General features: G+C 38.2%; 13 protein-coding genes, 1 pseudogene and 1 riboswitch. Of the genes and pseudogenes, 5 read left to right on the plus strand and 9 right to left on the minus strand.

Annotated elements, in window-relative coordinates; genetic code table 11:
- The first annotated feature begins 26 nt into the window (after window positions 1–26).
- Together AB7942_RS25350 and AB7942_RS25355 are read left to right on the plus strand one after the other, a co-directional pair.
- The gene (locus tag AB7942_RS25350; protein ID WP_098932533.1) at window positions 27–1052 is read left to right on the plus strand and encodes an ATP-binding cassette domain-containing protein; all 1026 of its coding nucleotides are present in this window, start codon (window positions 27–29) and stop codon (window positions 1050–1052) included.
- Window positions 1049–1864: an ABC transporter permease gene (locus tag AB7942_RS25355; protein ID WP_369449003.1), complete on the plus strand. Its 816-nt coding sequence runs from the start codon at window positions 1049–1051 to the stop codon at window positions 1862–1864. Before AB7942_RS25350 ends, AB7942_RS25355 begins: the two co-directional genes overlap by 4 nt.
- Before the next feature lie 120 nt (window positions 1865–1984).
- Here AB7942_RS25355 and AB7942_RS25360 read toward each other — a convergent pair whose 3' ends face one another.
- Window positions 1985–2764: a LysM peptidoglycan-binding and 3D domain-containing protein gene (locus tag AB7942_RS25360; RefSeq protein ID WP_369449004.1), complete on the minus strand. Its 780-nt coding sequence runs from the start codon at window positions 2762–2764 to the stop codon at window positions 1985–1987.
- A gap of 389 nt (window positions 2765–3153) precedes the next feature.
- On the opposite strand from AB7942_RS25360, the gene AB7942_RS25365 reads away from it, so the two are divergent.
- On the plus strand, window positions 3154–3327 hold the full coding sequence (locus AB7942_RS25365) for a hypothetical protein (protein WP_214713086.1): 174 nt from the start codon (window positions 3154–3156) through the stop codon (window positions 3325–3327).
- Between the two features lie 940 nt (window positions 3328–4267).
- Here AB7942_RS25365 and mmuM read toward each other — a convergent pair.
- From mmuM to AB7942_RS25395, 6 genes and pseudogenes are all read right to left on the minus strand, one after another.
- Window positions 4268–5215 carry a homocysteine S-methyltransferase gene (gene mmuM / locus AB7942_RS25370; protein ID WP_369449005.1) on the minus strand — a complete coding sequence of 316 codons (948 nt, stop codon included), beginning with the start codon at window positions 5213–5215 and terminating at the stop codon, window positions 4268–4270.
- A complete protein-coding gene (gene mmuP / locus AB7942_RS25375) occupies window positions 5190–6599 on the minus strand; it encodes an S-methylmethionine permease (RefSeq protein WP_369449006.1) in 1410 nt (469 codons plus the stop codon). The genes mmuM and mmuP overlap by 26 nt, the downstream gene beginning before the upstream one ends.
- Before the next feature lie 83 nt (window positions 6600–6682).
- Window positions 6683–6787: riboswitch (SAM riboswitch) on the minus strand.
- A gap of 135 nt (window positions 6788–6922) precedes the next feature.
- Window positions 6923–7014, minus strand: a pseudogene (locus AB7942_RS25380) (23S rRNA (pseudouridine(1915)-N(3))-methyltransferase RlmH); the annotation flags it as partial.
- 236 nt (window positions 7015–7250) lie between these two features.
- On the minus strand, window positions 7251–7394 hold the full coding sequence (locus tag AB7942_RS25385; RefSeq protein WP_088090000.1) for a YvrJ family protein: 144 nt from the start codon (window positions 7392–7394) through the stop codon (window positions 7251–7253).
- 69 nt (window positions 7395–7463) lie between these two features.
- The gene (locus tag AB7942_RS25390; RefSeq protein WP_369449007.1) at window positions 7464–7682 is read right to left on the minus strand and encodes a DUF2922 domain-containing protein; all 219 of its coding nucleotides are present in this window, start codon (window positions 7680–7682) and stop codon (window positions 7464–7466) included.
- Window positions 7683–7765: 83 nt separating this feature from the next.
- Window positions 7766–7984: a DUF1659 domain-containing protein gene (locus AB7942_RS25395; RefSeq protein ID WP_369449008.1), complete on the minus strand. Its 219-nt coding sequence runs from the start codon at window positions 7982–7984 to the stop codon at window positions 7766–7768.
- A gap of 682 nt (window positions 7985–8666) precedes the next feature.
- Between AB7942_RS25395 and AB7942_RS25400 the strand changes: the two genes are divergently transcribed.
- Complete coding sequence (locus tag AB7942_RS25400; protein WP_369449009.1) at window positions 8667–9524, plus strand: dimethylarginine dimethylaminohydrolase family protein; 858 nt, start codon at window positions 8667–8669, stop codon at window positions 9522–9524.
- 317 nt (window positions 9525–9841) lie between these two features.
- On the opposite strand, the gene AB7942_RS25405 is transcribed toward AB7942_RS25400, so the two are convergent.
- Entirely contained in the window at window positions 9842–9985 is a 144-nt protein-coding gene (locus AB7942_RS25405; protein WP_066248207.1) for a YvrJ family protein, read from the minus strand.
- A gap of 970 nt (window positions 9986–10955) precedes the next feature.
- Entirely contained in the window at window positions 10956–11525 is a 570-nt protein-coding gene (locus AB7942_RS25410) for a DUF6241 domain-containing protein (RefSeq protein ID WP_369449010.1), read from the minus strand.
- A gap of 301 nt (window positions 11526–11826) precedes the next feature.
- On the opposite strand from AB7942_RS25410, the gene AB7942_RS25415 reads away from it, so the two are divergent.
- Complete coding sequence (locus AB7942_RS25415; RefSeq protein WP_369449011.1) at window positions 11827–12507, plus strand: RraA family protein; 681 nt, start codon at window positions 11827–11829, stop codon at window positions 12505–12507.
- The last annotated feature ends 224 nt before the right edge of the window (window positions 12508–12731 follow it).

Raw genomic sequence — 12731 nt, forward strand, 5'->3', positions numbered from 1 at the left:
ATGCAGTTATATGAGGAGGAAATGAAATGAAATATGTAAATAGAAAAATAACATTTCCGGAAAATGGAGATTTGGCTGTTGAAGCGCATGGACTTGTTAAAACGTTTGGCGACAACCGTGCTGTTGATGGGGTAGATTTGAACGTACGTGCAGGTACGATCTACGGTGTGCTTGGTCCCAATGGAGCAGGGAAAACTACCACAATCAGAATGCTGGCGACGCTTTTACGATCAGACGAGGGTTCAGCAAGAATCTTTGGACACGATGTAGTGAAAGAAGCACAGATTGTACGTCAACTAATTGGAGTGACTGGCCAGTACGCATCGGTAGACGAGTCGCTTAGTGCTACGGAGAATTTGGTCATCTTTTCTCGACTGTTAGGACTAGGACGTGCAGAGTCAAAGCGTAAGGCAAACGAATTGTTAGAGGAATTTGGTTTAACAGAAGCTGCAAAACGTCCTTTGAAAAATTTCTCCGGTGGTATGCGTCGAAGATTAGATTTAGCGGCAAGTCTCATTACACAGCCACCGCTTATCTTCTTGGATGAGCCGACAACTGGACTAGATCCACGAACACGTAATCAAATGTGGGAGACCATCCGCCGATTGGTAAAGATGGGGTCCACGGTATTGTTAACAACGCAATACTTACAAGAGGCAGATGAACTAGCTGATAGGATAGCGGTTATCGATCGTGGCAAAGTTGTTGCAGAGGGAACTGTGGATGAATTGAAAGCGTCAGTTGGGAACTCATCGTTACAATTGAGAATAAAAAATACAAAAGATATGGAGAACGCCCGTCAAACGGTTGAACGGGTCCTCAAAGTTCAGTCAAATGTGACGTCCGAAGGTGGGAAGATTATTGCACCAATGGCGGATGCTAACACAGTGACTGACTTACTTATAGCCTTCCGCGAGTCAGGAATCCAATTGGCTGAGTTGAGTGTGCAAAAACCAACACTTGATGAAGTTTTTTTGAACCTTACTGGTCATGGTGTAGAGGATACATCAAAATTGCCTGGCGAATCGGTAGAAGGGGAGGTAGGCATATGAAAAACAATACGATGGAGTCGGTTTCTAATCGCCAATTAAAAAATAACACGAGCCTCGGTCAAACAGTACGTAACTCGTTTACAATGGCCTATCGAGGTTTGTTGAAAATTCGGCGCACACCAGAACAATTGTTTGACGTTACACTACAGCCAATCATTTTCACTCTGATGTTTACTTACATTTTTGGCGGGGCTATCTCTGGGAACGTCCAGGACTATTTACCAGTCATTATTCCCGGTATCCTCGTTCAAACTGTGATTTCAACCTCAATTGTCACTGGCGTCCAACTGCGTGAGGACATGGATAAAGGCGTATTTGATCGATTTAAGTCATTGCCGATTGCGCGTATTGCTCCGTTAGCAGGAGCATTATTGGCAGATAACATTCGGTATACCATTGCCACTGTGCTTACTTTTGTTATGGGATATATTATGGGGTATAGACCTGATGGAGGTCTAGGTTATGTCGCAATCGCTGGGCTACTTGTGATTGTGTGCTCTTGGGCAATTAGCTGGATTTTCGCCTTTTTCGGTGTGATTGCACGTACGGCTTCAAGCGTACAAGGAATATCGATGCTTGTGCTGTTCCCACTTACTTTTCTTTCTAATGCTTTTGTTCCAGTTGAGACAATGCCTAATTGGCTTCAGTGGTTCGTGAAGTTCAACCCAGTTTCGCATCTTGTGACAGCTGTCAGAGAGCTTGCCAATTCTGGAACCATTGGTACAGATTTCGGCATCTCCCTCATTGGGGCTGCTGTCATTGTATTGATTTTTGCACCTATCACAGTACGTGCATATATGCGCCGAGCATAGACATGAAGCGATAATCAATAAAGGTAATTTAAAAAACACTGCAACCCCTTGATAAATAAAGGGAGTTGCAGTGTTTTTTACGTAAATAGATATCCTCAGGATTGTCTGGTTTTTGGCATGTTAGTTTAATATTGTTACCTTTAATTGTTTTACTCCAAAATTGATTGCATCTTGTTCAGAAGGAATAAAGACATCAATTCGATTGCCTTTAATGGCTCCACCAGTATCCCCAGCGATTGCTTCACCATAGCCTTCTACATAAACTTTACTGCCAAGCGGAATAACAGCCGGGTCAACTGCGATGACCTTTGCATTTGGGTCTGCTTTAAGGTTAATTCCAGTTGCCGTAGTACCGGAACATCCCTCACACGAAGCAGTATAGGCTGTAGCTTTCACTGTAAATTCCTTTGAACTTGTATTACTAGTTGATGCAGCTTCTACCGCTTGTTCACTTTCCTTTGGTGCTTGCGCTGCAGGTTTTGCTGATGCTGTAGGTGCAGCAGGCTTCGTTTGTTTTTCTGTTACCGTAGTATTAGTCGTATTTAAACCTTCATAGATTAATAGATTTAATCCAGGATGGATGAGATCAGTAGTTAATTGGTTCCATTCTTTAAGTTGCGAAACAGTTACCTGATAATCAAGGGATATATCCCATAGTGTGTCACCTTGTTTAACAGCATAATGTTTTTCCGGTGCAATGGTTAGTACATCGCCAGGGTGAATAAGGTCCGTCGTAAGATGATTCAACTTTTGTATATTTTCTAAAGATGTATTATTTGCGCGTGATAGATTCCAAAGGGTATCCCCTTTTTGTACTGTTACTGTTGCAGCTTGTACATTAGCACTTACAGTTACTGAGAGTACAGCAACTGCTATTATTGATATAATTCTTTTAAGCATTCTTTTACCCTCCATGTTCTTTGGTTGCTAAGTTTTTATAATCGTAACATGGATTTTTCTGAAACAAAGAACAGGGAGATGTTAAATCCTTTACGTCCGTGGCGTTTATATTACAATAGTATTTCCAATCCCCTTTTAATAACTTTCGATATTTTTGCCCCAATACATTCTGCATAACGATAACATTTCATAATTTTTTCATATTTTCTTCACTGAAAGTACACATGAATGAAGCAAAATAAGAAATATAAGGATTCCTTGAACTCACTAAAAAAAGCAATATTTTTGAACACAAAAGGAGTTTTTGGTGCAAAGTTTTGTTTTCGGGTTTTAGATTGTTAGCCAAAGGGGAAAATAGTAAAGATAACTTGGAAAGGGAGGAATGAAAAATGGATGTTCCATTCACATCAAAGGAAGTCATTACTCAGATCCAGAAGTTACAGAACCAAGGTAATTCTCTACGTAAAAAAGAGGTAAAACAACTTTATCCTGATTTAATGCGGAGTGCTTTGTATTACTACCCAAGTTGGCAGCATGCCATAGAAGAAAGTAAAGTAGGCTAGAATATTTAATTTACATCAAGATTAGAATAATATGAACGCTGTTAACAAAAAAGGTTTCGCTCCCCGCGAAGCCTTTTTGTTATGCTTAAAGTTCATTATTAATACCTATTTTTAAATTAGAGGTACACCATAAAACCAACGCAAATACAATAAATGAAAAATAATAGTTTATTTTTTCAATAATAAGGAAATAATTGGTCATATTTATATATTCTTTAATTGACGCAATTGATTTGAGTTGGGATTAATAGGAGTGGTACCAATGAGGAAAATAAATAAATTAGCAGACTTATGCTGGGAGGGATTAACTTTAAAACACGTTTCTCACAAAGAGATTGTTATTCCTTATGTACTATTTTTTATTATTACATTAATTTTTGAGCTGTTTTTATCTTTTTTGTTTATCTTATCTTTTTTTCTATTCAGTAAATATGGATATAAACCTAATTTTCAATACTATATGAGCGCTGTAATTTTGATTTTAATGTTAATCATTACAGTTCAATTGCTAATTACAACAATGAAGGTAGATAAAACCTAGTAACTTATCAGCGAATAATTAAAGTATTTTGGAACTTACGATATAAAACCGGACACTTATTACATAATTTACGAAACTTACGACATTTGCTGGATTATAATTGGAAATTCGTTGTATCTTTTCTCATTAAGCGGATTGGAACCCCTGACCAAATACAATTTTCTCCTTTTGATAACCACCTATATTTATTCTGTTAACTAGGCTTACTAGAGGACACTCAGTAAAAGGCCGTCAGCTTTTAATCTGGCAGCCTTTTTATTTCTTTGGTAACGTCTGAGTTACTTCCATAAAGTACATTTGTTAATTGCCAAAAAAAATCGATAGAATTTTCCGGTTAATTTATTATTAGAAATAAACCTCATTTACTTATGATACGGTTCTCCGTAACGATCTAAACAATTAAGAAGTTCGCCACTTTTTTGAAATCTCTTCAATATGATGAGGTGCTGTTCTGCAGCATCCTCCTATTAGTCGTGCCCCTGCAAAGTACCATTCTTCAGATTTAAAGTCGAGCCCATTACATAATTCTTGACCATGCCATGTTTTAGTTTCTGGATTATAGGTTTCACCAGAGTTCGGATAAACAATAATCGGTTTTTTGGTGTTTGTTCGCAACTCGTTGATAGCTTCCGTCACGATTGTCACTGGTGCACAATTGAGACCAATGGCAACAATTTGTTCGTTGTCACCAAACACTCTCGCACACTCTGCCAGCGGCGTATTGTCACTTATCGCATTCTCATTTTTCAAAGAAAAGGATAGCCAGGCATATGTATCTGGAAATTCCTTCAACAATGAAGCTAATACCTTCGCTTCCTGCAGGGAAGGAATCGTTTCAAATGCTAATAGATCAGCACCTGCTTCAATCAACGCTGACATTCTTGTGCGATGAAAGTCTATTAATGTTTCATCTGTAACACCGTAGTTTCCCACATACTCTGAACCATCGGCTAGGTAAGCACCATAAGGGCCAACGGATGCGGCAACCAATGGCTTAGGTCTATTGGTTTGTGAATTTTCCTGCCAAAAATCATCTCTTGCTTTTCTCGCAAGTAACACCGTTTTCTTAATTAGTTCTAAAGCTTCTTTCTCTTGGATACCACGCTTGGAAAAACCGTCAATGGTTGCTTGATAGCTTGACGTTATGGCACAGTCCGCTCCAGCACGAAAATAGTCAGAATGAACCTGATAAATCAATTCTGGATTTTCTAGTAATACACGTGCAGACCAGAGGGGATCGTCCAAATTACACCCATGCGACTCAAGCTCTGTGGCTAACGCTCCGTCCAGTAGCATAATGGAATGTTCGGATAAAATAGCCTTAATAGGGTTGATTTTGTTGGACATAACCTACTCCTCTTTTCTTTAATCTTTGGGTTAAATAATAACTTGCATAGCAAAACAATATAAATGGAATGCCACAATATAAGGCAATTCGTTGTGTAGGGTCAAATGCGATTCCAATACATGAAGCAAGACAAAGGATAAAGGAAGCGATTGGTACCAAAGGATAGAATGGTGTACGATAAACCAAGTCCTTTACGGAATTTCCTTCTTTAATATATTGTCTGCGAAATAAAAACTGTGAAGCACTAATACTCATCCAAACTACCACCACAGCTAGGCCCGAAATGGATACAAGTACGATATACACTGTATCTGGTGCAATAATACTTGAGAACAAAGCTAAACCACCGCCAAACATGCTAAAAATGACTGCATATATTGGAACACCTTGTTTTGTTAATTTTGCAAAAATGGGTGATATCGTATTCTTATCTGCAAGTGACCAAAGCATTCTTGAAGAGGCATAAAGACCTGAGTTTGCAGCAGATAGAATGGCTGTTAATATGACAAAGTTCATAATATCCGCTGCATATGGTACGCCAATTTGTTCAAGAACGGCAACAAAGGGGCTCTCTAATACTCCTGCATCTGAAGTAGGCATTAATGCAGATAATACAACAATCGTTCCTACAAAAAAGATAATCAATCTCCACAATGTAGTACGAATGGCCTTTGGTATCGTTTTTTCCGGATTTGCTGTTTCCCCCGCTGCAATTCCTATTAATTCCGTTCCTGAAAAGGCAAAGTTAACCGCAAGCATTGTCATGACAATCGCAAAAGCACCATTAGGAAATAAACCTGCACTTGTAAAATTAGAGAAGAACGGTGCCGATTGGGAATGGGTCATCGGAAGAAAACCTACCATTGCCGCTGCTCCTACAACAATAAACAGAACAATCGCTATTACCTTTATAGACGCAAACCAGAATTCAGATTCAGCGAAAAACTTAACCGTCAGTATATTTAAGACAAAAACCAAAATAGCAAACAGCAAACTCCAATTCCAGACATTAATGGATGGAAACCATCGCTGCATTAATAATCCTGCAGCCGTAAATTCAGAACCTAAAGCAACAGTCCAAGTTAGCCAGTACAACCAAGCAACTGTATACCCAGTCCCTGGTCCAATATATTTAGTCGCATAACTGTGAAAGGCACCAGTTTCAGGCATATGTACGGAAAGCTCTCCTAAACATAGCATGACGAGATAAACCACTAGTGCACCAATCAGATAGGACAGAATGGTCCCAAACGGGCCAGCTTGTTGAATCGTGTAACCCGAACTTAAGAATAATCCTGTTCCAATCACTCCGCCGAGCGATAGCATAACTAAATGCCGTGTTTGCATTTTTCTTTGAAATTTTTGCTTGCTTTTCTTCTCCATCCTAGTCTCCTTTTTCCTACATCCAGAAAAAACAAAAAACGCACTCAGATAAATGAGTGCGTTACTGACAAATAATAACGTAGCTCTTATCTATCAAGGCTTCACACCCGATGGAATTAGCACAGTGTCTTATTAGACCTGCTGCTGAGGTTTCATAGGGCCAGTCCCTCCGCCTCTCTGGATAAGAAATATTTTTTTAAACTTTATCAATCTATTAAATAATTGTCAATATATTTCTGAGTTTTTTAAAATTTTAAAACCTTATAAGCAAAAAATATAATAATTATGCTTATCTAATATAAATTCAAGTAAAAATTTCGTCGTTACTTATGGTACGGTTCACCGCGATTAATCCGAAAAGCTCTATAAATTTGTTCAACAAGGATTGTCTCATCAGCTGATGGGGGAAGGTCATCCAGGCAAGACCGTGGGGACGAATCGAGACTTGCCTACCATTAAAAAGAAGCGATTCAAATCAAAAAGAACCCGTCGATGATTGTAGGAGTAGTCGTGATATTGATCATTGGTGTAGTTGTATATAAAGTTAAAAGGGAAAAAGAGCGGTTAAGGAATTCTGGATAAAGTGAAAGAATAAAAACAAGAAACCACCTTGGATCTACTTAATAGTAGAGGCTAGGTGGTTTCTCTTTTTTATATTCGCTCCCTCATCCGCTCAGGAAGTGTCTGTATCGACTGGACGACCAAATCAAGCTTTGCTTCAATTCGGTAAAGCAAATAAAGAGTCACAACGATGGGGAATCCCACCTGGCTGATGATTGGAATCAACTGCTCCACTTTTCTCTCCTCCTTCCATTGTTTATAAAAAGAGGCTGGGTTCATAATGAATCCGGCCTCTCACTTTTATTAGGCAATCACGTAATCTGTCACATTGCGTTCGATCACTCTTGCTCCTTTTGCAGCAACAAACTTCCCGCTGCTAGTTGTGAAAACTTCAGATGCAATAATCTGCGCCATCGATAATTTTACGACTTCTTCATCAATCGGCTCTTTGGGGTTATCAATGGAAAGGCTTGCTGTCTTTCCGAACTCCGTGGCAAATTGCAATTCCAATGTTTTTGCCATTTCTTTCACCTCCTATCCCTTCGTTTTTTACTAGACTATTAACCTAGAATCGCGGAGCTGTCATTCCGTTTCACTTTAGACTATTAACCTACAATTGCGATGATATCATTCCGCTCCACTTTGTTTAGCGTATCATTGCATAGAACTGCAACTGCTAGTGCCGCTTGCGATAATTGATCCGCAGTAGCTGCCTTGGTGACATTGCTAAACGTTTTCGCTTTGAGGATGGGATTTCCCTCGTCATCCATGCCCGCTTCAAATACGATGCGAAGCTTCGTTACTTCTAATAACGCTAGTGCCATTGTCTCTCACCACCTTTCACCTTCTATATAGAAAAAAGTCGGTAAAAAGGACAGGGGAGGAAGAAGAAATTTTTAAAGTGCTGTTGGCTAAAACTAGGATTGGTGAAGACATCACTCGACAAACTTTTTAGGTGTTTGAAGGGATAAAGCCAGGAGTGGTGCGTGCTAAGGCCACTATTAATTAAACGTTTGTGTAGTAGGGAAAAGACAGGCAATTAATAGAATTATGTAAGTTTAATAGAAACCTATCTGATTTTGTGGAAAGGTGGGTTATTTCCTGCGGAATACACTTTCAGTTATCGACAATTTTCCTTCTTGCATGGCAGGGAAGGTTCTTATAAATCAGTACTTATAGCTGTTTTAACTAAACGTTTGATTAGTATAGCCTATATGGAATTTCGTCGAACGGCTGTATTTTTTAGTATAGATTGGCTATTTATTCGCTTCTCCTTTTGTTGTGAAGCGTTCTACAACTTGATTATTCAATTGAATTTGTATCGTATCAATTTCCCCGTATCGGAAATAGTATTCTTATTAATGATTCATCCCCATTTGTAAAAAGAGGAAATTCCCTCATTAAAGACCCTATGATGCAAAGAGATTTCCTATTGTCTCTGTTTGTAAATATTAACGATAGATTAGGAAAACCTAATTTAAAAAGAGAACGCAGGAGGGCAGCAAAATGGCAGAAATCCCAAAGACAAACAACAAGACTTTTTGCATGAGTGAATACGATGTATTAAAACGAGTAATCCTTTGTCAGCCTCAATATATGACGATTCGCGAAGTAATTAATGAAACGCAAGAGCATTTTAAGAATGAAGGTATCCATATTGAACGCGCGCTTGAGCAGCACAGTAAATTTGTCAAAACGCTAAAGGAGAATGGCATCGAAGTTATTTTATTGCCTTATCATAAAAAATATCCCGAACAGGTCTTTACCCGGGATATTGGTTTTACTCTAGGGCAAACAATCTTTGTTGCTAATATGGCAACAGATGTTCGCGCAGGGGAGGAAAACGTTTTAAAACAATGGCTGGAGGATGAAGAAATCTCTTATTATAATTTAGCCGAGGAACTAATTGAGGGCGGAGATGTTGTGATTGATCGGGAAAGAATTTACGTGGGGCTCAGCAATCGAACGGACCAAAAAGCTGCTGATCAATTACAGCGTCTTTTGAATCAATTCAATGTCATTCCCATCCATTTTAAAGCAAAATACCTGCATCTGGATTGTATATTTAATGTCGTTTCTCCTGATGTGGCCCTTATTTACCCAAAAGCCTTAACGAAAAAAGACATCGATCTTTTTGCTTCACGCTATGAGTTAATTGAAGTTTCGGAAGAAGAACAATTTCAATTAGGTACAAATGTATTGAGTATCGGGAACAAACGGGTATTAAGTCTGCCGGTCAACGAGAAGGTAAACAAGCAGCTTCGTAACCGAGGCTTTCAAGTTATTGAAGTAGATATCACAGAAATCATTAAATCTGGTGGCTCCTTCCGTTGTTGCACTCTTCCTATCTTACGAGAAACGTAAAATAATAATATAAAAATGACCATATAAACAACCCTCAGGCCCGTAAAGGGTGAGGTTGTTTATATGGTCATAAGATACATAATTTAGCTTTTTACGTTTTAACCCGGGAGTACGTTCATTAAAAGCTTTTATTTTTGATAGCGAGCTTGACACTTTATAGTCGGCCTTTTCCCTCATTATTTCCAATAACAAATTTCCTTATTGTAGATATTTTAAATCAAAAATAATAAGCAACATTTAATGACGATAATATTTTCAATTAACATAAAAAACCACCTTGGATCTACTTGATAATAGAGGCTAGGTGGTTTCTCCTTTTATGTTCGCTCCCTCATCCGCTCAGGAAGTGTCTGTATCGATTGGACGACCAAATCAAGCTTTGCTTCAATTCGGTAAAGCAAATAGAGCGTCACAACGATGGGGAACCCCACCTGGCTGATAATTGGAATCAACTGCTCCACTTTTCTCTCCTCCTTCCACTTGTTATAAAAAGAGGCTGGGTTCATGTCCATCATGAATCCGGCACCTTTCACCTTTTATATAGAAAAAAGTCCGTAAAAGGACAGGGGAGTGAGGGGGAATTTTTAATTAAATTGAAAAATGCCCTGGAGAGGATAGCGTCTCCAAGGGCATTTTAATAGAGTTTTCAAGATTTCGTAGAAGAACCGCAAATAAAAGCCAAATTTGCACAAATAAAGCTAACTTTTAGGAGGAGGAGGGAGCCTGGAGGGGGAAAATTAGCACAATGAGCAGCTTATCAGCGAATTATTGAAGGATATCAGCGAACTGGACCATTTTATCAGCGGAAAACCGACTTTTATCAGCGGAAATCCCACCTTTATCAGCGAAACTAGCATTTTATCAGCCAATGAATCTCCGAAGTTGCAAAGTAAGAACCCATAATTGTGTTGTATTAATCTGAAGTTTGAGAGGATTTCCAATTATTATCCAGCAAATGTCGTAAGTTTCGAAAAATATGTAATAAGATCCTGGAAATATGTGGTAAGTGCCTATATATTTGTAATAAGAGTCGGAAAATATGTAGTAAGACTCAAAAAATATGAAATAAGAAGCAATAATTACGTAATAAGGATCTGAAGTTTGAGAGGATTACTCTTGGAGGAGCTCATTAAATTGATATTTTGTGTAAAATTACACTTCAAATGTTGCGCATTTATGATTAATTAAACGACTTGACCCTTCAATGGGCGAATTTTTGAGTTTTATGAGCGAATCTTCGAGTTCAATGGGCGAATTTTGGGCTTTAATGAGCGAATTTAACCATTTTATGGGCGAATGTAGAAGCACTAGCTTAATAGTAAGAATCTAAATTTCCGTGCCACTCACTCCCCTGATTTTGTCGAAGATTGATAGGTTTTAATAGAAATAGAAATAACAGAATGAAGTTTGAGCTGAATATTGCAGCTCCCATTAGTGCTGGGAGCTTACTTCACGTACAATATCTTCTTCGAAGTTATTCAGGATGAACGTTTCTTCTTCTGATTTGCTCATAATTCCATAAGCTTTACCGATCGTCCCGCCTTGGTATGTCCAGAAATAGTTGTGGTCATCATCTACTGCAGAAAAAGTGCCTTTTTTCCATTTATCTAAAATGGCTAGCAAATCATCCTTTTGTTCGAACTCACTGTTCTCCACAATGTCATAAACTTGATTAATTGTATCGGGAATCATTGGAATGGCTCCCCATTTTTCTTTCGCTTTCACTTTTTGATGTGTCATCTTGTGCATCACTTCGATCACCGCATCTTGTGAACTGCTGTCATCAATCCCAATATCATATTGAACTCCGCCAATTTTGGCTGTCTGTTGCTTGTCTACTTTCTTTTTCTCCTTATTGACCGTATCTTGAACAGCTTTCGCTTCTACCTTCTCTTGTTTTTTTCCAGATTCGGCTCCATTGTCGACTGGTTTAAAACCTTCGTATTTTACTCCTATTAAAACAGCCAAAATAATACCAGTTACTATTAATACTATTTTCACTTCATCTCCCCCTGTTTTACTAGATAGCTCTAATTTAACAAAGAATTCAGAATTCTTCTAGCATATTTAAATTACATAATCACTTCAAAGAAGACAGATATCGACATTTTTTCTGAATGTGGATTTAATCATATACCGAATGTTTTTTGCGCTTTCTGGATAAACAAGTGGTTTTGAACATGTATTTAAGAATGGATTGTAAGAAATTTAATTTTCTAAATAGTATTTACAATTGATCTTTCTCGCATATATAATGTATTTGTATTTGTATACAATAGAAGAGAGGGGTAGAAATAACCTAATGAAGATTATTTCTGAAATTCAAAGACCAGATCCACAAGTTATTAAAGAATTGGAAGCGATTTCTCCAAGTGATTATGGACACAGTCTCAATTTTCAATTAATCAGTACAAGAAAAATTAAGCCCTTATTTCCAATTGACAATACCTTTGCAGGACCTGCAGTCACCGTAAGGATACCTCCCAATGATGGTTTATTAGTCAATAAGGCATTAGATTTTGTGAAACCTGGTGATGTGGTTGTTATTGATATGAACGAAGAAGAACGTTTTGCTTGTTGGGGAGAAATCACAACTAAACTTGCTATGGAAAAAGGTGCGATTGCTTGTATCATTAACGGACCGGTTACAGATACCAGGATGATTATTGATCTCCAATTTAAGGTTTTTTCTTACGCTGTTTCCCCTTTAACCACCAAAGTTTACAGTCTTGATGGCGATGTAAATGTGCCAGTATCCATTTCCGGTTGTGTTATTAACCCCGGCGATATTATTGTCGGAAGCAACGATGGCTTGTTAGTAGTCCCAAAAGAGGATGCATTAACCTATCTCGAAATTGGTAAAAAGGAACAGGAAGCCGATGAAAAACGCCGCCAAGATTTAGAACAGTTAGGTTCAGAAAATTACCTTCGCCGCTTTGACCCAATATGGGATCAGCTGGTGGAAAAAAGCAAGAACGACTAATTATATGAAAGACTATTAAAATGATTATCTATTTTTTTGCTGCTTTTCTACATTTATTTTAAAAAAGGAGAGGGTACGGTGGGAAGAATGGAAGCTGAAAAACAAATAGAAATGGCACAGGTAAAGGAAAAGAAAATCGGGTTACGTTGTAAAGTGTACCCGTTGTAAAGGACATTTTTAAAAAAGACCTAGGCAGTTTCAAGAAGATGATCTCTGTATTGAAC

It is taken from the genome of Neobacillus sp. BF23-41, assembly GCF_041106275.1.